Origin of the sequence: Oscillibacter sp. (genome assembly GCF_040505565.1) — a bacterium.
Lineage (GTDB): Bacteria > Bacillota > Clostridia > Oscillospirales > Oscillospiraceae > Oscillibacter.
Genome location: NZ_JBEUWZ010000024.1, coordinates 121,659 through 143,899, shown reverse-complemented (window position 1 = coordinate 143,899; position 22,241 = coordinate 121,659). Strand labels below are relative to the sequence as shown.

Below are 22,241 nucleotides of genomic sequence, written 5' to 3'. Positions count from 1 at the left end.
GTATCACTCAACTAATCAAAATAAACAAAAAGTAATACCTTTTATTCAAAAAGACTATATACAAATTTTTGAATATTTTCAAGGAATGTGTTGACGGCGGCGGGGGAAAAGTGGATAATGTAGATTTAATGAAGATAAACTGCTGGAGTGCGGCTTGGAGACGGCGGGCGCGAAAGGAATGGTCAAAAAACATGAAGAAAGCGTATCTGGTTTTGCAGGACGGACAGGTTTTCGAGGGACTCCGGTTCGGCGCGGAAAGAGACTCCGTGGGAGAACTGGTGTTTACCACTGGCATGTGCGGCTACATCGAAACGCTGACAGACCCCAGTTACTATGGGCAAATTGTATTGCAGACGTATCCCCTGATGGGAAATTACGGCGTCATTCCGCAGGATTTCGAGGGAAAATGCTCCGTCCGGGGCTACGTGGTGCGGGAGTGGTGCGCCGCGCCGTCAAACTTCCGCTGTGAAATGGATCTGGACGCCTTTTTGAAGCGGGAAAACGTTCCGGGTATCTGCGGCGTGGACACCAGGGAGCTGACCCGCATTATCCGGGAGCACGGCGTGATGAATGCCACGCTCTGTGACGAAGTTCCCGCGGATCTCGCGGAGGTGAAGCGGTACGCGGTCGTGGACGCGGTGAAGTCCGCCACCTGCGGAAAAGCCTCCGTCCACCCGGCGGCGGGAGAGAAAAAATATTCCGTTGCCCTGCTGGATTACGGCGCGAAAAACAATATCGTTCGGGAGCTTCAGAAGCGGGGCTGCGAGGTGACCGTTCTGCCCGCCGCCGCCACGGCGGAAGAAGTTTTGGCGGGGAGTCCGGACGGCATTATGCTCTCCAACGGTCCCGGTGACCCGGCGGAAGCCGTCTTTCAGATTGAGCAGATCAAAAATCTGATTGGGAAAAAGCCCATGTTCGGGATCTGTCTTGGCCACCAGCTGACGGCGCTGGCGCTGGAGGGAAAGACCTATAAACTGAAATACGGCCACCGGGGTGTGAACCAGCCCGTCCGGGACCAGAACGGCCCCCGGACCTTTATCACCAGCCAGAACCACGGGTACGCCGTGGATTCCGACTCCGTGAAGGTGGGAAAGATCAGCTTTGCCAACGCTAACGACGGTACCTGCGAGGGGATCGATTATCCGGAGCTGAACGCATTTACCGTTCAGTTTCATCCGGAGGCCTGTACCGGGCCAAAAGACACCGGTTTCCTGTTCGACCGGTTCGTTGCAATGATGAAGGGAGGCGACCTGTAATGCCATTGGATACGTCGATTAAGAAGGTCCTCGTGATCGGCTCCGGCCCCATTGTCATCGGACAGGCCGCCGAGTTTGACTATGCCGGGGCGCAGGCCTGCCGCATTCTAAAAGAGGCGGGAGTGGAGGTGGTTCTGTGCAACTCCAATCCCGCTACCATTATGACCGATCAGGCCATGGCGGATGAAATTTATCTGGAGCCTCTCACTACCGAGACGGTGAAGCGCATTGTCAGGAAGGAACGGCCCGACAGCATTCTTGCCTCTCTCGGCGGACAGACCGGTCTGACCATCGCTATGCAGCTGGGGAAAGAGGGCTTTTTGGAGCGGGAGGGTGTCCGCTTGCTTGGCACCGACGCCGCCGCCATTTCCCGGGCGGAGGACCGTGAGCTGTTTAAGGAGGCCATGCAGGCCATCGGACAGCCGGTCGTCCCCTCCGATATCGCGCAGACCGTGAGCGAGGCCCTTGCCGTGGCGGACAAGATCGGCTATCCCGTCATCGTTCGCCCGGCCTTCACGCTGGGCGGCGCGGGTGGCGGCGCGGCCCAGGATGCGGAGGAGCTGAAGGTGATCGCTGGCACGGGACTGGACGCGTCCCCCATTACGCAGATTCTGGTGGAGCGGGCGATCTTCGGCTGGAAGGAAATCGAGTTTGAGACCATGCGGGACGCAGCGGGAAACGTGATCGCCGTATGTTCCATGGAAAACCTTGACCCCGTGGGCGTCCACACCGGCGACTCCATCGTGGTGGCGCCCACCCAGACCCTCTCCGACAAGGAGTTTCAGATGCTGCGCACCGCGTCGCTGGACATCATCTCGTCGCTGGGCATTGTGGGCGGATGCAACTGCCAGCTGGCGCTGAATCCGGACAGCTTTGAATACGCGGTCATCGAGGTAAACCCCCGGGTGTCCCGCTCCTCGGCGCTGGCCAGCAAGGCCACCGGCTATCCCATTGCCAAGATCACCACAAAGATCGCGCTGGGCTATACGCTGGACGAGATCAAAAACGACATTACCGGCAAGACCTGCGCCTGTTTTGAACCGGCGCTGGATTATATCGTGGCAAAAATGCCCAAATGGCCCTTTGACAAGTTCGCGGACGCCAGCCGGCGTCTTGGTACCCAGATGAAGGCCACCGGCGAGGTCATGGCTATCGGACCCGGCTTTGAAATGGCGATCATGAAGGCCGTTCGGGGCGCGGAGATCGGGATGGACACCCTGAACCGCAAACCGGACGAGAGCGACACAGCCCCTATTCGGGAGCGATTGGCACGGGTGAACGACCACCGGCTTTTCACCGTGTTCGAGGCGCTGAAGTCCGGCGTATCCGTGGAGGAGATCCACGAGATCACGAAGATCGACAACTGGTTTCTCTGCAAGCTGCGCAATCTCGCGGAGTTTGAGGACTGCCTTGCAAAAGAGGGCCTGACCGCGGAGAATTACGAGACCGGCAAGAAATTCGGCTATCCGGATGCGGCGCTGCTGCGCCTTTCCGGCGGGTCGCCGCTGCCGGATGAGCCCAAAGCCGCCGTCTACAAAATGGTGGATACCTGTGCGGCGGAGTTTGACGCGGAGACGCCCTATTTTTACTCCAGCTTTGACAAAGCCTGTGAGTCCCGCGCGTTCCCGCGCAGCGGAAAGCCCGTCATCATGGTGCTTGGCTCCGGCCCCATCCGCATCGGGCAGGGCATCGAGTTTGACTACTCCTCCGTCCATTGTGTGTGGACGCTGAAGGAGCTTGGCTACGAGGTGGTCATCGTCAACAACAACCCCGAGACGGTCTCCACCGACTACGATACCGCCGACCGGCTGTACTTTGAGCCGCTGTACCCGGAGGACGTGATGCATATTATCAATGTGGAGCGTCCTGTTGGGGTGGTGGTTGCCTTTGGCGGGCAGACGGCCATCAAGCTGACCAAATTTCTGGACGGCCGCGGCGTGAAAATTCTGGGTACCTCCGCCGAGTCCATCGACATGGCGGAGGACCGGGAGCGGTTTGACGCCCTTTTGGAGCAGTTTTCCATCAAGCGGCCCCAGGGACGGGGCGTGTTGGGTCTTGACGAGGCGCTTCTGGCAGCCAATGAGCTGGGCTATCCCGTGCTGCTGCGCCCCTCGTATGTCATCGGCGGACAGAACATGGTCATCGCCCACAACGACGACGAGGTCCGCCGCTACATGGACGTGATTCTCGCCGGAACCATCGAAAATCCGGTGCTGGTGGATCAGTATTTGCAGGGCCGGGAGCTGGAGGTTGACGTGATCTCCGACGGAGTGGACGTCCTGATTCCCGGCGTGATGCAGCATATCGAGCGCACCGGCGTCCATTCCGGCGACTCCATCGCCGTATACCCCCACTTCAACATCGGGGACAAAATGCTCAAAACCATCATAGACTGCTCGGAAAAGCTGGCCCTGAGCCTGAAGACCCACGGCCTCATCAATATACAGTACCTCATTTATCAGGGTGAGCTGTACGTGATTGAGGTGAATCCCCGGGCCAGCCGCACCGTCCCTTACATCTCCAAGGTGACGGGTGTGCCCATGGTGGATCTTGCCACCCGGGTCATGGTGGGTCAGCCGCTCAAGTCCTTGGGCTACGGCACGGGGCTTTACAAAACGCCGCCGTATGTGGCGGTGAAGGTGCCGGTCTTCTCCTTTGAAAAGATCACCGACGCCAACGCCTCCCTCTCGCCGGAAATGAAGTCCACCGGCGAGGTGCTGGGTCTTGGAAAGAACCTGCAGGAGGCGCTGTTCAAAGGTCTGGTCTCCGCGGGCTATAAAATTGAAAAGGAACGGCGGGGCGGCATTTTGATCTCCGTCAACCGCCGGGATCAGCCGGAGGTGGTGCATATCGCCCGGAAGCTGGTGGATATGGGCTACAAGCTGTACGGTACCGAGCGCACCGCCCACGAGATCTCCCAGCTTGGAACCGATGTGGAGGTGGTGGGTAAGCTGGGACAGGACAACCGGGTGTTCCAGCTCCTAGAGGAAGGCAGGATCGACTTTGTGATCCTCACCGGCTCCACGGAGCCAGCCTATATCCGGGACTTCATCCACCTGAACCACCGCTGTGTTCAGCTGGGCATCCCATGCCTGACGAGTCTGGATACCGCCGCCGCGCTGACGGACATCCTCGCCAGCCGGTACACCCAGCAGAACACGGAGCTGGTGGACATCTGCCACCTGCGGACGCAGCGGAAAAAGCTGCCGTTCGCAAAGCTCCAGACCTGCGGCAACGATTATATTTTCCTGGAGAACTTCGACGACTCCATCACCTGCCCGGAATCTCTGTGCATCACCCTCTGCGACCGGCACACCGGAATCGGAGCGGACGGAATTGTTCTGATGGAGCGCTCTGAAACCGCTGACGCGAAGATGCGGATGTTCAACGCCGATGGGTCTGAGGGCGGCATGGCGGGCAACGCGCTGCGCTGCATGGGCAAATACCTGTACGACAGGGATATTGTAAAAAAAGAGACCTTGCGGATTGAGACCGTCAGCGGCGTTAAGACCGTGAAGCTCTATACCATGAGCGGACAGGTCACCTCCGCCTGTGTCTCCATGGGACAGGCCTCGCTGAATGCGAAGAAGCTGCCCACCACATTGAAGGAAGCGCAGCTTGTGGATTACCCTGTGGAAATCGGTGAAAAACTTTGGCGAATTACCTGCGTGGATATGGGCAACCCTCACTGTGTGGTATTCTGCCAGCGGGTGGACGGCGTGGATGTGCCGGTGGTGGGCCCTCAATTTGAACACGCAGAAATTTTCCCGGAGCGCATCAATACGGAGTTTATCCGGGTGGTGAACGAGAGCACCATCAAGATGCGGGTCTGGGAACGGGGAAGCGGCGAGACCATGGCCTGCGGCTCCGGCGCCTGTGCGGCCGTGGTGGCGGCGGTGGCGGGCGGCCTTTGCCAAAAGGGCCGGGATATCACCGTGAAGGCCGCCGGAGGCGATCTGTCCGTCAACTATACCGACGATGGAGTGACCCTCACCGGCGACGCAAAGCTGGTGTACGAAGGCTTCGTGGAATATTAAGGCTCGGGCGCCGGCAGATGCCGGCGCCCGGATTTTCGGGAGGAGATCACGTTTGAAAAAGGAAGAGCTTCAGCGCTCCGAAAGCTTTCTGGTGGCGGCGCTGCTGGCGCTGTCCGGCGGCCTTCTGGATGCGTATACCTATCTCTCCCGGGGCGGTGTTTTCGCCAATGCCGAGACGGGAAACATCGTCCTGCTGGGCATACACCTGGCCCGGCGGGAGTGGGGCGCGGCGCGGTCGTATCTGGCACCGATTTTGGCGTTTGCTCTGGGAGTGCTTGCGGCGGAGCTGGTAAAAAGCCGCCGGTTTCACAAATCCGGACGGTTTCATTGGCGGCATTTTACGCTGGGGACGGAGATTGCGGTGCTGATTGCGGCGTCCTTTATTCCGCAGGGCGAGCTGGACGGACTGGTGAATATGATGGTGGCGTTTGTGTGCGCCATGCAGGTGGAGGCGTTCCGCAAGGTGTGGGGTTTTGCTTTTGCTACCACAATGTGCACAGGGAACCTGCGCAGCGGAACCGAGGCGCTGTACAGCGGCGCGCTGCATCGGGACAGAACACTGATTGAAAAGGGCGCGTGTTATTACGGCGTAATCTGCTGCTTTATTGCCGGGGCGGCACTGGGGACCGTGCTGTCGGGGCTGTTTCCCCAGCGGGCGGTATTGGGAGCAGCGGCTTTCCAGTCAGCGGCCTTCGCGGCGATGATTACCGGGGAAAAGCGGCGATGAAGAGCGGTTGACAGAGGGGGAGTCCGCTGTTTATAATGAAAAAACATTCAATGAAAAATTAAAGGGGAAAGAGAGGTACGGGAGATGGAGTATAAAATTGAGGGGCAGCCCCTGCCGGTTGTCGTCTGCCAGCTGAATGCGGGGGAGAGCATGATTACCGAACGGGGCAGCATGAGCTGGATGAGTCCCAATATGAGGATGGAGACTACTTCCAACGGAGGGCTTGGCAAGGCGCTGGGCCGGATGTTTGCAGGCGAGGCTCTGTTCCAGAACCGTTATACCGCCCAGGGCGGGCCGGGAATGATCGCCTTTGCCTCCAGCTTCCCCGGCGATATCCGGGCGTTTGAGATCGGGCCGGGCCGGGAGCTGGTCGTGCAGAAAAGTGGTTTTCTCGCCAGCGAGGAAAGCGTGCAGCTTTCTGTGTTCTTCCAGAAGAAGCTGGGCGCGGGCTTTTTTGGCGGCGAGGGCTTCATCATGCAAAGACTGTCGGGCAGAGGCATCGCGTTTGCCGAGTTTGACGGACACGTGATGGAGTACGATCTGGCACCGGGGCAGTCCATGGTGGTGGATACGGGGTATCTGGCCGCCATGGATGCGAGCTGCTCTATGGAGATTCAGACCGTACCCGGTGTGAAGAATATGGTCTTCGGCGGCGAGGGACTTTTTAACACGGTTATTACCGGACCCGGCCGCATCTATTTGCAGACCATGCCCATCAGCAGCGTGGCCAGCGCAATCCAGCCCTTTATTCCCACCGGAAAGTAAAAATATTCCGCACCGCAGGTTGGACCCACCGCAGGGAAATCCATGCGAATTCCGTTTCATTTCCGCCCTTTTAATCGGATGGAATAAGCTGCCGAATTTTGGCTAAAAGTTCATTGACTTCCTTTTTGCCCGATGTTATGCTGGAAGAAACTCAGGTTATGAGCTGTGAGTTATTGGACATTATATAACGGGAAATGCAGAAAGGAGCACTGACTATGAGCGAACAGAAATTCTATATTTGCAAACACTGCGGCAATCTGGTGGGACTGATTGAAGCGGGCGGCGGCACACTGATCTGCTGCGGCGAACCCATGGTGGAGTTGAAACCGAACACCGTTGATGCCAGCCAGGAAAAGCACGTTCCTGTAGTTACCGTTGAGGGTGACACCGTGAAAGTGGCTGTTGGCGCGGTGGCGCATCCAATGACCGAGGAGCATTCTATTCAGTGGATTTACCTTCAGACCGCGCATGGCGGGCAGCGCCGCGGTCTCAAGCCGGGCGAAGCGCCTGAAGCGGAATTTGCCCTGAACGGCGATGCAGCTGTGGCGGTCTATGCGTACTGCAATCTGCACGGCTTGTGGAAAAAGGAACTGTAAGACTACAACGGACGGGCGCCGCATAAAAACGGAAACCGATGGCTGCAAACAGACGCAGTCATCGGTTTTCATGCTCGCGAGGCCCGAAAAGAGGAGAAGCCAAAATGAAGGTCTGTATTTTACAGGGGAGTCCTCGGGAAAACGGAAATACCGCCGCTTTGCTGGAACCGTTTGTCCGGCGGATGGAGGAGCGGGGACAGACCTGCGAAACCATCCGGCTGTACGATAAGCAGCTGAAGCCATGTCTGGCCTGTCGGGCGTGCCAGAAGGACTGGACGATTTTCGGATGTGTGCAGAGGGACGACATGCAGAAGATTTTCGACGCCGTTTTGGCTTGTGACCTCTTGGTATTGGCAACACCTATCCATTCCTGGTATTGCACCCCGCCGATGAAGGCGGTGCTGGACCGGCTGGTGTATGGCATGAATAAGTACTATGGCGGTGCAAAGGGACCTGCGCTGTGGAAGGGGAAGCCGGTTGCTCTGGTGACCACCTGCGGTTATCCGCCCGAGAAGGGGGCCGATCTGTGGGAGAGTGGTATGCGACGCTATTGCAGACATTCTCAGCTTAAGTATCTGGGTATGCTGGCACAGCGGCACCGGAGCTACGACACCGCATTTATGGATGAGGGAAAAGCTGCTCGGGCGGCGGCGTTTGCAGATGAACTGTGCGCCGTATACGACGAAAAATAAAAACTTGAATTAAGTTGCATATGCGACTTAACACATGCGCTTATTCGTATATACTCATATCATCAACAGGAACAAAGTATTACAATCAGTCGATTGAAATACAGAATTTTAAGGAGGAAAATATTATGAAAAAGTGGATTTGCTCTGTTTGTGGGTATGTGTTTGAAGGCGAAAATCCCCCCGAGAAGTGCCCCCAGTGCGGCGTCCCCGGCTCCAAGTTCACGGAGCAGAAGGGCGAGATGACCTGGGCTGCCGAGCATGTGATCGGCGTGGGTAAGTCCTTTGGCGCGGATGTTCCCGCCGATGTGCAGGAAAAGATTGTGGACGGTCTGCGCGCCAACTTCACCGGTGAGTGCACGGAAGTCGGTATGTATCTGGCTATGAGCCGCGCTGCTTTCCGCGAGGGCTATCCTGAGATCGGTGAGTATTGGCGCAGAGCTGGGCTGGAAGAGGCTGATCATGCCTCCAGATTTGCAGAGCTTCTGGGTGAGGTCGTTACGGATTCCTCCAAGAAGAACCTGGAGATGCGCGTAGAGGCCGAGAACGGTGCCACGCTGGGCAAGTTTGAACTGGCTAAGCTGGCTAAGCAGTACAATCTGGATGCCATCCACGATACCGTTCACGAGATGGCCCGGGATGAGGCAAGACACGGAAAGGCCTTTGCCGGCCTGCTGAATCGCTACTTCGGCAAGTAAGAAAGTCCACATTCCATCGCTGCGATACGCCGAGAGAATGGTAAACAGCGAAGAAGCGTGGCATGATAATACAAAAAGATCATCCTATTTACACAGATGCGGTTCACGAAAAAGCGTGAGCCGCATCTGTGTGATTTTAATGTAGTAAACTGCTTCCGGCAGAAAGCGCGAAGACGAGAGAAAAGAGGAGTGGCGCAGTGGCAGCCTCCCTCATGCACCGGAGCAGGAAATCGACGCTGTCTTGATGGAAAAAATGCAAAATCAGCTGAGCACACGCGTGCTCAGCTGAAAAGTGGTGTGTGCGTGGGGACTCAACCCCCAACATATGATCATCGGCGTGCGTGGATTGATGAACGACGACTACGTAAAGGACATTGGGAAAAAGGTGCGCGTCGGATATCGCCAAAAACAGCGGGAAGGGCTTGTGATCGCCCCGCCGTTTGGCGATTGGAAAGGATAAAAATGACGGCCGGATCAAGATCGTCCCGGCGGCGACAGAGGCTGTCAGAATAATTTTTTCACAGAGCTTCGTGTATATCTGATTGGTTAAGGAGCGCGTCAGTTCTTTGTCAAGCTCCATATAAAGCATAAACTCACCGCTTGAAATAACCGGCTTAACATACATCGAATTGGGACTTTATTAAGCCGGTAATTTGTGGTTTATTATAAGTGGAAATCATAATTTTGTAAACAGCGGAGGTAATTTATATGAAGCTTATAAATAGTTTTCATCCATATGCGGGCTTGACCATTCTTTTCTGGTCGCTGGCCTATGTGCTTACTCGGCTGACCCTGCAATATTTTTCGGCGTTTTCCCTCGGCTTTTTGCGCTATGCGGTCGCGTCCTGCGCCTTGCTCGTCATCATCCTGACGGCAAAAATAAAAGCGCCGGGAAAAGCCGACCTGAAATGGTTTCTGCTGTCTGGCTTTTTCGGGTTTTTCCTCTATATGATCGCGTTTAACAAGGGCTGCGAGACGGTGACTGCGGCCACAAGTAGCGTGATCATCGCGATCGTACCGGTAATCACGGCGCTGCTGGCGCGCTTTATCTACGAGGAAAAGCTGAGCGGAATCCAGTGGGCGGCAACCGCAGTCGAATTTTCCGGCGTGATTGTGCTCACGCTGCTCAATCATGCATTTTCGCTGAACAGCGGAGTTTTCTGGCTGCTTCTCGCGGCGGTCTCGCTGGGCGTTTACAACCTGCTGCAGCGGAAGCTGACAAAAATCTATTCGGGTCTTCAGGCCTCTGCCTACAGCATTTTCGCGGGGACGGTCATGCTTGCCGTATTTCTCCCGGCCTCCGTGCGGGAAGCGCGTGGCGCTCCGTCCTTCCAGTTAATTTACATCGTAATCCTCGGTGTCTTTTCCAGCGCTGTTGCGTATGCCACCTGGGCGCAGGCATTCAAAAAGGCGAAACAGACTTCGTCCGTCAGTAATTACATGTTTATCACGCCGTTTTTGACCACACTGCTTGGGTTTCTCCTCGCGGGAGAGACGCCGGACCTGCCGACGACAGCGGGTGGCGCGGTTATCCTGACGGGCGTGCTCATTTTTAATTTCGGAGGCAGGATTCATGACAGGGTATTCCATACGAAAAGTAAGGTTTGACGAACTGGATAGCTGCACTGAAGTCACACGGCGCAGCTTCGGCACCGTTGCGGAGGAATTCGGGCTGACCGCTCGGAACTGCCCGGCAAACGGCGCGTTCATCGGGACGGAACGCCTCGTTTCCGACTGGAACCGGAGGAACGTGATGTATGGGCTGTACTGCAAGGATCGGTTGGCCGAGTTTATGGAACTGAGGGAAAAAGGTGCCGGAATATTTGAGCTTGAAAAGCTGTCCGTGCTGCCGGAGCACAGGCACAGGGGCGGCGGCACATTGCTTCTGGAGCATGTCTACGGAGAGGTTTCCCGGATGGGAGGGAACAGGATCGCGATCGGAATCATTGAGGAAACTCTGAGGCCAAAAAGTTGGTATCTCAGCCACGGCTTTATCCATACGGGAACCGCGAATTTCCCTCATCTTCCGTTTACCGCAGGTTTCATGGAGCTGTTGGCTTGAGTTCCGGATTAGTGGCTGAAAATATGCCAGTTGCTGTATACAGGTGTTCTCACCGCGTCTTCCAGTGAGATAGGTAAGCATACATGAGAAAAGAAGAAAAAGAGAGCAGGGCCGTCAAAATAAGACGGCTCTGCTGCTGGTGCGCCTGAAGGGACTCGAACCCACACGTCTCTCGACACAAGAACCTAAATCTTGCATGTCTACCAATTCCATCACAGGCGCGTATTCAATTTATCCTCCGGTATTTTATTTTACCACGAACCGCCCTCTTGAACAATAGGCAGATTTGCCGTATACTGAAAAAAATTGGAGATCAGAAAAGAGGTACCTTGATGTCTACGCCCCGTATCGCCGCGATCCACGACCTGTCCGGCTTTGGCCGGTGCTCTCTCACCGTCGCCTTGCCGATTCTGTCCGCCATGGGGGCGCAGTGCTGCCCGCTGCCCACCGCCTTCCTCTCCACCCACACCGGGGGCTTTCAGGGATTTACGTTTCTGGACATGATCGACGAGATGCCCAAGGTCGCAGCCCACTGGAAATCCCTGAATTTAAAATTTGATGCGATCTACAGCGGCTTTTTGGGCAGCGCCCGCCAGATCGGAGTGGTGGAGGAATTTTTTTATGATTTCCGTCAGCCCAACACCCTAACGGTGGTGGACCCGGTGATGGGTGACCACGGCGAGGTCTACAAAACCTATACCCCCGCCATGTGCGACGGGATGGCCCGTTTGGCCCGCCTTGCGGACGTCATCACGCCGAACCTCACGGAAGCGGCGCTGCTGCTGGGCCTGCCCTTGAACGCGCTCCCCTCCCCCCGGGAGACAGTGGAGCGCCTGAGCCTTGACGGCAAGCGCTCCGTAGTCCTTACCGGCGTATCCATGTCGCCGGGAATGACCGGGGCCATGTGCTTCGACGCGAAAACCGGCCGGGCCGAGGCAGTACAGACCGATTTTATCGCCCATGAGTTTCACGGCACCGGCGACGTGTTTGCCTCCGTTCTCACCGGCGCGCTGGTGCAGGGACGGAAGCTGAACGACGCGGCCATGCTGGCCGCCAAATTTGTCCGGGCCTGCGCGGAACGCACTGCGGCGGCGGACCTGCCCATGCGGGAGGGCGTGGAATTCGAGCCCCTGCTTGGTTATCTGACGGGAGGAATTCAATGAGCGCTGCGTCCCTGCCCTCTCCGAGGCGGGTAAACACCGCGTACTTTCTGCTCCAGATCTGGTTTTGGGGCATGATGGCCGCGTTCAGCGGCTATCAGACCGCCATTGTTTTGGGGCGGGGGTTTTCCAGCGGACAGGCCGGAATCTTTATTTCACTGGGATGCTTGGCGGGCATTTTTTCTCAGCCTCTGCTGGGCGCCTGGGCGGATCGCCACCCTGACGTGCCTCTGAAAAAGCTCTTCGGCGGATGTATGCTGCTGGCGCTGGGATTCCACGCCGTGTTCTATTTCGCCCGGCCCGGCTTTTTCGGCACCGCGCTGATCTTTCTGGCTCTGGGTACGCTGGAAACCAACTCCTATCCTCTGATCGACGCCATGTCCATGCAGTTTTTGAACGCGGGAATCAGCGTGCGGTACAGCTTGGGCCGGGGCCTGGGCGCGTTTGCCTATGCCATTGTCTCCGTTCTGGTGGGGCAGCAGGCGCGGCGCTTCGGCGTGGAATCCGCTCTGGTGACCCACGCGGCGCTGGTAGTTTTGATTCTGGCGGCGCTGGCGGTCTTCCCTGCGTTTTCCTCGTCCGCTTTTCCGTCGGCAAACATGGAGCCCGCCCACTCCCCCCTGTACATTTTAAAACACAATCCGGCGTTCACCGTGATGCTGGGCGCGGGTTTTTTTGGGTTGATGGCCGTGATGCCCATCGTCAACTTTCTGGTGAACCTTGTGAACGACCGGGGCGGCGATAGCGGCGATCTGGGGCTGGCTCTCTTTTTAATGGCGGCGTCAGAGCTGCCCGGCGCGATTTTCTTCCAATGGCTTTGGAAAAAGACGAATATTGAAAAGGTCATGCTGGCCTCCGTCGTGTTTATGGCGCTGAAACCGCTGCTGTTTCTTTCCTGCCGCGACCTGCGCCTTCTGCTTGCTTTGCAGCCCATCCAGATGCTGGGGTACGGACTGTTTACCCCCGGGAACGTTTACTATGCCAATGAAAATGTCCCGCCCGAGGACCGGGTGCAGGGCCAGTCTCTGAAAATGGTGGCAACCAACGGCCTCAGCGGCGTGATCGGCAATCTGATTGCCGGAGGAATCATTGATCGGAGCGGTGTGGACGCCATGCTGCTGTTCTGTTTTTTCAGCGGCGCTGTGGGTATCGTTCTTGCATTTTGGGCGATACGGCTGCGGAAACGGAAAAAATTGCTTGACATTCCCCCTGCTGGAGGGTGTATGCCGTGATCCGTGGAACTCGCACGCCTTACGGGGCGGGAAAGGAACGGAATATGAACGGAATTTTGAATAAGCGGCTGGCGGCGCTGGCTTTGGCGCTGACCATGGCGGTGAGCCTTGCCGTCCCGGCAATGGCAGAGGATGTGAAACGCGATCCGGCCTCGGAGGCACGGCAGAAGTCTGCCGAGACGGCGGTGGGCTACGCCATGCAGTACGGAAACGCGCTCAGCGCATCCTGGGCGCTCTGGGAGGACGGTACGTTCACCCTCTCTCAACAAAATGGGAATCTTCCTGCCTCCAAAAAGGACGCAGGGCATTTGGAGCAGTTGGGAATTTTGGGCGGTACGCTGTACGGCATTGGCTCCGTCAGCAAAATGTACACCACCGCCGCGGTCATGAAGCTGGTGGAGAGCGGGAAGATCAATCTGGATTCTCCTGTGACCACCTATTTAAAGGACTTCAAAATGGCGGATCCCCGCTATACGAAAATCACCGTGCGAATGCTGCTCAATCACTCCTCTGGGCTGATGGGGACCTCCTCCACCAACGCATTTCTCTTTGACGATACGGACCAACAGGCCACGAACGATCTTTTGAAACGGCTGTCCACCCAGAAACTGAAGGCCGACCCAGGCGCGTTTTCCGCCTACTGCAACGACGGGTTCACCCTGGCCCAGCTGGTGGTAGAGGCTGTCAGCGGCAAAGACTTTATGGACTATGTCCGCTCGGTCCTTCTTACCCCGGCGGGACTGAAAAACACCTATGCGCCCGAGGACGAGATGGCGGGAGCGCCCGCCGTTACCTGCACCGCCGATGCGGCGCAGCGGGTGCTGCCGAAGGATACGCTGGGTATCGTGGGCACGGGCGGAATTTACGCCTCAGCGGAGGATCTGGCCGCCTTTGGCGGGGCTCTCACCGGCACGTCCATCCTCTCCGCCAAACTCACCGCCGCCATGGCCGCGCCGGAGTACGACCGGGGCATCTGGCCCGACGGGCCTCTTGGCATGGTGAGCTACGGCCTCGGTTGGGACGCGGTGCAGTTTGCGCCCTTTGCCCAAAACGGCATCCAGTGCCTTGTCAAGGGCGGGGATACCCTGCGCTATCACGCGGCGCTGCTGGTACTGCCAAAATACCACATGGCCGCGGCGGTGCTCACCTCCGGCGGCGTATCCACCTATAACGAACTGGCCGCCGCCCGGATGCTGGCGGACGCACTGAAGGACCGGGGCGTGACGCTGAATGAAACCACCCCCACGCTTCCCACCGCCACTGCCGCCGCCATGCCCGCGAAGCTGACGCAGGAATCCGGGTATTACGGCACCACCACCCAGCAGATGAAAGTCACGGTCACAGCCGACGGAAAGCTGACGGTCCATCAGATGAGCATGTCCGGCATCCTCGACCAGACGCTGACCTATTACAGCGACGGTTCCTTCCGGGACACAAGCAACTCCGCAGCGGTGAAGCTGGTAAAGGAGAGCAACGGCTCCACATATTTTTATCAGCAGAGCTACGCCCCTGTTCCGGGTTTGGGCGTCGTGTCCACCAGCGACTATCTGCTGGTGAAGATGCCGGAAAATCCCATTACCACCGAGACGCAGGCGGCGTGGGATGCCTTAGCGTCCACCAGCGCGGTGCCGCTGGGGGAAAAGTACTCCTCCCAGATATATCTGGCCCTGTCGGACGCCGCCGCGTCGGCGGCGGTGACCTCCGCGCTCACGCCGGACGTTGAATACGTACCCGGTTACATTGGCGGTGAGCGTATCGTCAGCCCCAAGGAGCTGGTCTACGATCTGCCCATCGGCCGGGACGCCGGTTCTGTCATCGTGGACGGCAGCCTGATGTGGGTCAACGGCGCGCCCTATCAGACGGAGGGGAGTCTGAAAAATATTTCCACCAAAAACGGCGGTTCCTACGCCACGATCCAGTCCACCGGCTATGCCCGGTGGTTCAAGGCGGGGGATGGCGACACCGGAAAAACCATGACCGTGGCCATGCCGAAAAACGCTGGTTTTTATGTTTATGACGGGACGGGAAAGATCACGGCCTCCTCCTATTTGTGGGGCGATACCTCCGCCAAACTGCCAGAGGGGGGACTGATTGTCTTTTCCGGCGATTCCGGCGCCCGGTTCCAGCTGAAATTTACCGCCTGATCTGTAAAACGATTACCACGGCCCTGCTTTGGGGCCGTGGTTTTTCGTGTCCTGCGGGGCGGAAATGTAAATTCTTTACTTTCATTCTTGTGCAGGCTACCAAAAATTTTTTCTATTTCAAATCCGACGTTGTGCTAACCGCCAAATGATTGTATAATAACCACATTGAGCGATTTCATTTCCGATTTCTCGCCCAAGCAACAAATCGAAGGGAGTACAATCATATGACTGCAAAGGACATTCGCAATATCTGCTTACTTGGCCACGGCGGAAACGGCAAGACCTCTTTGGTGGAGTCTATGCTGTATCTGACCGGCGGCACGGATCGTCTCGGTAAAGTGACCGATGGAAATACCACCTGCGATTATGATCCGGAGGAGATCAAGCGGAAAATTTCCATCTCCCTGAGCATTGCTCCCATCGAATTTAAGGGCGTGAAGATCAACGTGATCGACACTCCGGGTTATTTTGATTTTTCCGGCGAGGTGCTGGAGGCTCTCCGTGTGGCGGATGCCGGCATCATCGTCTGTTCCGCAAAGGGCGGCATTTCTGTGGGCACCGAGAAGGCATGGAAGTATTTGCAGGAGCGGAACATGCCCCGGGCCATCTATATCTCCAAGACCGACGAGGAGGGCGGCGATTTCAACGGTGCGTGGGAATCCCTGCGGGAGAAGTTTGGCCGGGCCGTCTGCCCCACCATGATGCCCATGTGGGACGAGAACAAGAAGATCGGCGCGCTGATCGACGTCATCTACAAGAAGGCCTATGAGCTGAAGCCCGACGGACGCCGGGAGGAGGTTCCCATCCCCGCCGACAAAATGGAGGTGGTGGAAAACTTCTATCAGCAGCTGTGCGAGTCCGTGGCCGAGACCAACGAGGAAAAGATGGAGAAATTTTTCAACGGCGAACCCTTCACGGAGAAGGAATTGCTGGAAGGTCTCCACGCCGGTGTGCGGGATCTGATTCTCTGCCCGGTCATGTGCGGCAGCGCCTTTACCGGCATCGGTACCCAGACCGTGCTGGATACCTGTGTGAAGCTGTTCCCCAACCCGGTGGAGATCCCCAACCGCAAGGGTACCGACGCAGACGGCCAGCCGGTGGAGATCGATTTGACCGAGGACGGTAATCCCTACGCATTTGTATTTAAGACCACCTCTGACCAGTATGGCCGTTTTTCCTATTTCAAGGTGATTTCCGGCAAGGTCACGGCAGATATGACGCTGACCAACGCCCGCACTGGAGAGGCCATGAAGCTGGGCCATCTGTACACCATGAGGGGCAAGAAGGCCGTTGAGGTCAAAGAGGTCTGCTGTGGCGACATCGCGGCGGCGGCCAAGATGGACAAGCTGAAGACCGGCGATACCCTGTGCTCCGCCAAGAGCGTGGTGAATCTAACCGGTATTCCGTACCCCAGACCCTGCTATGCGCAGGCCATCGCCCCTAAGACCCGGGGTCAGGACGATAAGGTGGCCGGCGGCCTTGCGAAGCTGGGTGAGGAGGACCTCACCTTCTCTCTGTCGAACAACGCCGAGACCCACCAGTTGGTCCTCTCCGGCACCGGCGATATTCAACTGGATGTCCTCAAGGCCAAGCTCCTGTCCCGCTTTGGTGTGGAAGCCGTGTTCTCTCCCGTCCGGGTAGCATACCGGGAGAAAATCCGCAAAAAAGTCAAAGTTCAGGGCCGCCACAAAAAGCAGTCCGGCGGACACGGTCAGTTCGGCGATGTGTGGATCGAGTTCGAGCCCCAGTTCGAGAGCGAAAATATGATTTTTGCTGAAAACGTATTCGGCGGCTCCGTGCCCAAAAACTTCTTCCCGGCCGTTGAAAAGGGTCTGCGGGAAAGCTGCGTCCACGGCCCGCTGGCAGGTTACCCAGTGGTGTTCCTGAAAGCCACGCTGGTGGATGGCTCCTATCACCCCGTGGACTCTTCCGAAATGGCGTTTAAGACCGCCGCAAATGTGGCGTTCAAGGCGGGCTTGGAGCAGGCGAATCCCGTTTTGCTGGAACCCATCGGCGAGCTGCATGCCTATGTGCCCGATAACTTTACCGGCGATGTCATGGGCGATTTGAACAAGCGCCGCGGCCGCGTCATGGGTACCAATCCCATTGCCGACGGTGAGACGGAGATTGTGGCCGAGATCCCCATGGGAGAAATGGGAACTTACGCCATCGACCTTCGGTCCATGACCCAGAGCCGCGCCCGCTACACCTTCGACTTTACCCGCTACGAGGACTGCCCTCCCGCGGCGCAGGAAAAGGCCATCGCCGAGGCGAAGGCCCTGGCCGCCGAAGAATAATTTTCCAGAAAAGCTAAAAGCTCAAAGATCCCCGGCCGCAAAGCGGCCGGGGATCTTTTGCAGTGAAGCGCAGTGGATGCATCACAGCGTTTTAAGAAACGCCTCAATACGATCCAGGCCCTCCTTTAAATCCGCGTCGGAATAACAGTAGGATAGGCGCATATAGCCCTCGCATCCGAAGTAGACGCCGGGGGTCAGCCCTACCTTTCCCTCCTTCACCATGCGGGTGCAGAAGGTCAGGGAGTCCATGCCAAACTTTTTCACGCTGATAAACATGTAGAACGCGCCCTCCGGCTTTTGAACGTCCAGCCCCATGTCCGTCAGCCGCTTGTACACGTAGTCCCTCCGGCGGCGGAACAGCGCCGTATCGGCGGAGTTATCATACTTCAGCGCCTCTATGCAGGCGGTTTGAACAAACGCCGGGGCGGACACTACGGCGTACTGATGGGCCACCTGCAATTTGTCGTGTACGGGCCGATCCGCCATTACATACCCCAGCCGCCAGCCGGTCATGGCGTAGGGTTTGGAGTAGCTCTGAACCACGATGACGCGGTCCCGCATGTCAGCAAAGGCGGAAAAGCTGGTGAAATCGTCCGTGTATGCCAACTGGCGGTACACCTCGTCGCAGATCACAAAAATGGGCTTGTCTTTCAAAACGGCGTGGATGGCGTCCAGCGTCTCCTTTGTGTACACGCAGCCAGTGGGGTTATTGGGAGAGGTTAGGACCAGCGCCTTCGTCCGGGGCGTAATCGCCGCGGCCAGCGCCGCGGGGTCGATCTGAAATTGACTGTCCTCCGTGGGCAGATTCACCGGCACGGCGCGGCACAGCTGGGCAATGGATTCGTATAGACTGAATGCCGGAGTGGGAATAATTACTTCGTCGCCGGGATTCAGGAGTGCGAACAGGCTGATAAACAGCGCCTCTGTGGCCCCAATGGTCAAAATAATCTCATCCGGGGCGTAGCGCAGGCCGTTTCGCCGCTCCTCAAACTCGGAAATGGCGGCCAGCAGCTCCGGTCGGCCGTTATTGGGCGGATAGTGGGTATCTCCCGCGTCCAGCGCCAGCTTTGCCGCCGCCCGGACGGTCTCCGGGGTATCCAGGTCCGGTTCCCCGATGGTGAGCTGCACCGCGCCGGGGACGCTTTTCACCACCTCGGTAAACCGGCGGATGCCGGAACGCTTCACATGGTCGAGAGAGTGATTGAATGTCAGTTCCATGGTTTTACTCCTTTGGTCCGGATTTGGGAAAGCGCTGATTTGACCGTTGCTTTTTCGGAATTTTTTTCAGTATAGCGGCGGGGCAACCGGATGTCAACGGTGTATTGCCCAAAACAGCTGCCGAAAGACGAAAAACCGAGTCATGATCCCGTCAGGCCGCGCTGCTTCTGCCCCCAGGCACGCCATGCGAAATTCGGAATTCCATTTTTCGTGGAACCGTGATACAATGTAAAAATTATCGAATGCCGCGTACCGCGCGGTGAAGAAGGAGGGCCTTTATGGCGGCACTGGAAGGAAAAGAAAATACCGCTGCGTTATCCCGCATCCGTGCCGCCGCGGAGCGCGGTGCTCTGGCCCACGCGCTCCTGGTCACCGGGCCAGGCGACCGCATCGGAGCCGCCCGGTTTGCCGCTGCGGCTATGGAGTGTACCGCTGAGATGGGAAAGCCCTGCGGCGTATGCACAGCGTGCCGCAAGGTGCTTGAGGATATTCACCCGGACGTAATATCCGTGCAGGATTCGGAGCATAAAAACATTGCCGTGGATGTGGTGCGCTCCGTCCGGTCGGACGCCTATATCCGCCCCAATGAGGGGGCGCGGAAGGTCTATATTTTTGAGGACTGTGCCCTTTTGACGGAGCAGGACCAGAACGTGCTTTTGAAGATTGTGGAGGAGGGCCCACCCTACGCCGCGTTCCTCTTCTGCGCGGCGAATCCGGCGGTGGTGCTGCAAACCCTGCGCTCCCGGTGCGTGGAGCTGAAGCTGCGCCCGGCGGCGGAAGACGGCGGGGAGACGGAGCAAACCGCGGCAGCGGAAGCCCTCTGCCGCGCGGTGGGAGAGAAAAGGCGGGGGTCTGTCACAGAGCTGCTGGTGGAGCTGGAGCGAAAGAAGACGGATCGGGAAACGCTTCAGACCCTTTTAGAACAGGCCCACGGTCTCTTTTCAGAGGCGCTTTTGACCGTCTATGGGCAGGAAACGAAGGGAAATACGGAAAAAACGGCGCGGTTCCTTGCAAAAAACTTGACAAAACAGCAAATTATGCACACAATAGAATTATTGCAGACATATTGCCGGGAATGCGCGTATAACGTGGGAGTCAACCATGTATTGGGCGCCTTGGCTGTGGAATTGGAGGGTATCCTTTGACCGAAGTAATCAGCGTCCGCTTTCGTGGCGGCTGTAAAAACTACTATTTTGCCCCGGGAGACCGGCAGATTAAAATGGGCGACCATGTGATCGTGGAAACCGCCCAAGGACCGGAATTCGCCACCTGCACGGAGGGAAACCACGAGGTGGAGGACTCCTCTATCGTACACCCACTCAGCAGCGTGATCCGCCTGGCGACTGAAAACGACAAGCGCACTGTGGAGTACAATCGCAAACGCGAGAGCGAGGCCTTCGACGTCTGCGAAAAGAAGATCGCGGACCATGGACTTGAGATGAAGCTGGTGAATGTCTCGTGCAGCTTCGAGGGCACCAAGATCATTTTCTATTTTACCGCCGACGGACGGGTGGATTTCCGGGAGCTGGTGCGGGATCTGGCGGGTGTGTTCCGCGCCCGGATTGAGCTGCGCCAGATCGGCGTCCGGGACGAGGCAAAGATGATCGGTGGCCTTGGAATCTGCGGGCGTCCGTTTTGCTGCTCCCAGTTTTTGGACGGGTTTTTGCCCGTGTCCATCAAAATGGCCAAGACCCAGAACCTCAGCCTGAACCCCGCCAAAATTTCGGGTACCTGCGGGCGGCTGATGTGCTGTCTGAAGTACGAGCAGAACGCCTATGAGGACGCGGTAAAGCGAATGCCGAAAAGTGAGTCCTTTGTCCAGACACCGGACGGCCCCGGAAATGTAAAGAGCGTGAACCTCCTGCGGGAGACGGTCAAGGTAAGCCTGGATTCCGCGCCGGAGCCTCAGAAGTGCTACCACAACTGCGAGGTCTGCGTTCTGCGCAACGGCAAGGGCAGCCGGGAGGGGATTGAGGTCCCCCGGGAGCGGCCTGAGCGCTATGTGGAGGAGAAGGAAGAGGAGGAACCACTGCAATTTGCCTCCTCCGAGCCGCTGATGTCCTTGGAAAAGCTGGAGGATCTTCCCAGCCGGGAGCGCATAGTACCTCCGGAGGACGGGGAGCACCGCAGCAATTCCCATCGCCGCCGTCGCGGTGGACGGAGCGGCCCCAATCAAGGCGGAAAAAAGCCGGAGAGTCCGGCCGTGGCGCCCGGGAAGGGACAGCCGTCCCGGCCGGTCAAGCCCAAGCCTCAGGCTAAGGCTCAGCCCCCTAAACAAGATCGACCCGCCGGTGAAAAGCCCAGGCAGGAAAAGGCCGACGGCGGACAGCCTGCCCGCCGTCCCCACCACCGGGGCGGCCGCCGCAGAGGCGGCGGTTCGGGCGGCAGCGGCGGAGCGCCCACGGAATAAACAGCTTGCAAGATGAAATTGGGGAGAGGGGTGTTCCCTCTCCCCGATTCAATTGACATAAGGAGAACAATGATGGGAAAATTTGAAGGCGTGCTGCTGGCCAGCGACTTTGATAACACGCTCATTTATACGGAGGACGCGCTGCGAACGGGCAAGCCCATCCCGCCTCTTTCCAAAGGGAATCGGGCGGCGCTGGAATCCTTTATGGCGCAGGGCGGACACTTTGCCGTAGCCACCGGGCGGGCGCTTCCGGCTTTTGAAAAGCTGGCGCCCATGATTCCAATCAACACGCCCTGCGTTATCTGCAACGGCGCGGCTATCTACGACTTTGCCACGGGCGAATATTTGGAGACGGCCCTTTTGTCGGAAGAGAGCCGGGAGCGGGGCCAGCAGGTGTTGGATGCGTTTCCTCAGGTGGGGGTGGAAGCATACCACGTGGAAAACGTCATCCACGCGGTACAGGTCAACGGCTTTATCCGCGCGCATGAGCATTTGACCGGTGTTCGGGTCGAGGAGAAGGCCAGCCTGCCGGACGTGCCCCTGCCCCTTGGAAAGCTGCTGTTTGAGGCGGAACACGAGAACCTTATTCAGGTGGAGCAATTCATTCGCGGCCATGGCTGGGCCTCGGACTATGAGCTGATCTATTCCGGCAAATCTCTGCTTGAGATGACCGCCAGAGGCGCCAGCAAGGGCGGAATGCTCCGCAAGCTTGCGGAGCGTCTCGGCGTCGCGCCGGAGAATGTCTACGCGGTGGGCGACGAGGGCAATGACCTTTCCATGCTGGAGCTCGCTGCCGTGGGTTTTGCTCCGGCCAACTGCGTACTCTCCGTGAGACAAAGCGGACCAAGGATTGTCTGCGATGCCCACGGGGACGCGCTGGCGGAGGTAATCGCCGCGCTGGAGGAACGGTATCTCTGAGTGAGGGTGCGGTGAAGGCCGAGTCCCCGCCG

General features: G+C 57.8%; 18 protein-coding genes and 1 tRNA gene. 16 read left to right on the top strand and 3 right to left on the bottom strand.

Annotated features, from left to right (window positions below):
- Positions 1–191: 191 nt before the first annotated feature.
- The 7 genes from ABWQ15_RS12615 to ABWQ15_RS12585 all read left to right on the top strand — a co-directional run bounded on the left by ABWQ15_RS12615 (position 192) and on the right by ABWQ15_RS12585 (position 8,768).
- Complete coding sequence (locus ABWQ15_RS12615) at positions 192–1,256, top strand: carbamoyl phosphate synthase small subunit (protein WP_353909130.1); 1,065 nt, start codon at positions 192–194, stop codon at positions 1,254–1,256.
- The gene (gene carB / locus ABWQ15_RS12610) at positions 1,256–5,293 is read left to right on the top strand and encodes a carbamoyl-phosphate synthase large subunit (protein ID WP_353909129.1); all 4,038 of its coding nucleotides are present in this window, start codon (positions 1,256–1,258) and stop codon (positions 5,291–5,293) included. The genes ABWQ15_RS12615 and carB overlap by 1 nt, the downstream gene beginning before the upstream one ends.
- A gap of 52 nt (positions 5,294–5,345) precedes the next feature.
- A complete protein-coding gene (locus ABWQ15_RS12605) occupies positions 5,346–6,020 on the top strand; it encodes a YoaK family protein (protein WP_353909128.1) in 675 nt (224 codons plus the stop codon).
- Positions 6,021–6,104: 84 nt separating this feature from the next.
- On the top strand, positions 6,105–6,785 hold the full coding sequence (locus tag ABWQ15_RS12600; RefSeq protein ID WP_353909127.1) for a TIGR00266 family protein: 681 nt from the start codon (positions 6,105–6,107) through the stop codon (positions 6,783–6,785).
- 215 nt (positions 6,786–7,000) lie between these two features.
- On the top strand, positions 7,001–7,381 hold the full coding sequence (locus tag ABWQ15_RS12595) for a desulfoferrodoxin (protein WP_353909126.1): 381 nt from the start codon (positions 7,001–7,003) through the stop codon (positions 7,379–7,381).
- Between the two features lie 104 nt (positions 7,382–7,485).
- Positions 7,486–8,073, top strand: a complete 588-nt coding sequence (locus ABWQ15_RS12590; protein WP_353909125.1) for a flavodoxin family protein — start codon at positions 7,486–7,488, stop codon at positions 8,071–8,073.
- 125 nt (positions 8,074–8,198) lie between these two features.
- The gene (locus tag ABWQ15_RS12585) at positions 8,199–8,768 is read left to right on the top strand and encodes an NADH peroxidase (RefSeq protein ID WP_353909124.1); all 570 of its coding nucleotides are present in this window, start codon (positions 8,199–8,201) and stop codon (positions 8,766–8,768) included.
- A 136-nt stretch (positions 8,769–8,904) separates the two neighbouring features.
- Here the strand turns inward: ABWQ15_RS12585 and ABWQ15_RS12580 are convergent, their stop codons facing one another.
- Complete coding sequence (locus tag ABWQ15_RS12580; protein ID WP_353909123.1) at positions 8,905–9,357, bottom strand: hypothetical protein; 453 nt, start codon at positions 9,355–9,357, stop codon at positions 8,905–8,907.
- A 119-nt stretch (positions 9,358–9,476) separates the two neighbouring features.
- On the opposite strand from ABWQ15_RS12580, the gene ABWQ15_RS12575 reads away from it, so the two are divergent.
- Positions 9,477–10,376, top strand: a complete 900-nt coding sequence (locus ABWQ15_RS12575) for a DMT family transporter (protein ID WP_353909122.1) — start codon at positions 9,477–9,479, stop codon at positions 10,374–10,376.
- Positions 10,342–10,830, top strand: coding sequence for a GNAT family N-acetyltransferase (locus ABWQ15_RS12570; protein WP_353909121.1), 489 nt, complete (start codon positions 10,342–10,344; stop codon positions 10,828–10,830). The genes ABWQ15_RS12575 and ABWQ15_RS12570 overlap by 35 nt, the downstream gene beginning before the upstream one ends.
- A 137-nt stretch (positions 10,831–10,967) precedes the next feature.
- Here the strand turns inward: ABWQ15_RS12570 and ABWQ15_RS12565 are convergent.
- Positions 10,968–11,052: transfer RNA gene (locus ABWQ15_RS12565), tRNA-Leu, on the bottom strand.
- A 110-nt stretch (positions 11,053–11,162) separates the two neighbouring features.
- Here ABWQ15_RS12565 and ABWQ15_RS12560 point away from each other — a divergent pair.
- The 4 genes from ABWQ15_RS12560 to ABWQ15_RS12545 all read left to right on the top strand — a co-directional run bounded on the left by ABWQ15_RS12560 (position 11,163) and on the right by ABWQ15_RS12545 (position 17,663).
- Positions 11,163–11,993 (top strand): pyridoxamine kinase, encoded by an 831-nt coding sequence (locus ABWQ15_RS12560; protein ID WP_353909120.1) that lies wholly within the window; start codon positions 11,163–11,165, stop codon positions 11,991–11,993.
- A complete protein-coding gene (locus ABWQ15_RS12555) occupies positions 11,990–13,222 on the top strand; it encodes an MFS transporter (protein ID WP_353909119.1) in 1,233 nt (410 codons plus the stop codon). The genes ABWQ15_RS12560 and ABWQ15_RS12555 overlap by 4 nt, the downstream gene beginning before the upstream one ends.
- Positions 13,219–15,366, top strand: coding sequence for a serine hydrolase domain-containing protein (locus ABWQ15_RS12550; protein WP_353909118.1), 2,148 nt, complete (start codon positions 13,219–13,221; stop codon positions 15,364–15,366). The genes ABWQ15_RS12555 and ABWQ15_RS12550 overlap by 4 nt, the downstream gene beginning before the upstream one ends.
- 224 nt (positions 15,367–15,590) lie before the next feature.
- On the top strand, positions 15,591–17,663 hold the full coding sequence (locus ABWQ15_RS12545; protein ID WP_353909117.1) for an elongation factor G: 2,073 nt from the start codon (positions 15,591–15,593) through the stop codon (positions 17,661–17,663).
- Positions 17,664–17,744: 81 nt separating this feature from the next.
- On the opposite strand, the gene ABWQ15_RS12540 is transcribed toward ABWQ15_RS12545, so the two are convergent.
- The gene (locus tag ABWQ15_RS12540; RefSeq protein ID WP_353909116.1) at positions 17,745–18,881 is read right to left on the bottom strand and encodes a pyridoxal phosphate-dependent aminotransferase; all 1,137 of its coding nucleotides are present in this window, start codon (positions 18,879–18,881) and stop codon (positions 17,745–17,747) included.
- 278 nt (positions 18,882–19,159) lie between these two features.
- Between ABWQ15_RS12540 and ABWQ15_RS12535 the strand changes: the two genes are divergently transcribed.
- The 3 genes from ABWQ15_RS12535 (at position 19,160) to ABWQ15_RS12525 (ending at position 22,209) form a co-directional block, all read left to right on the top strand.
- On the top strand, positions 19,160–20,026 hold the full coding sequence (locus ABWQ15_RS12535) for a DNA polymerase III delta subunit-related protein (RefSeq protein ID WP_353909115.1): 867 nt from the start codon (positions 19,160–19,162) through the stop codon (positions 20,024–20,026).
- A complete protein-coding gene (locus tag ABWQ15_RS14135; RefSeq protein WP_502919125.1) occupies positions 20,023–21,291 on the top strand; it encodes a PSP1 domain-containing protein in 1,269 nt (422 codons plus the stop codon). Before ABWQ15_RS12535 ends, ABWQ15_RS14135 begins: the two co-directional genes overlap by 4 nt.
- A 72-nt stretch (positions 21,292–21,363) precedes the next feature.
- Positions 21,364–22,209 (top strand): HAD-IIB family hydrolase, encoded by an 846-nt coding sequence (locus tag ABWQ15_RS12525; protein WP_353909114.1) that lies wholly within the window; start codon positions 21,364–21,366, stop codon positions 22,207–22,209.
- Positions 22,210–22,241: the final 32 nt, after the last annotated feature.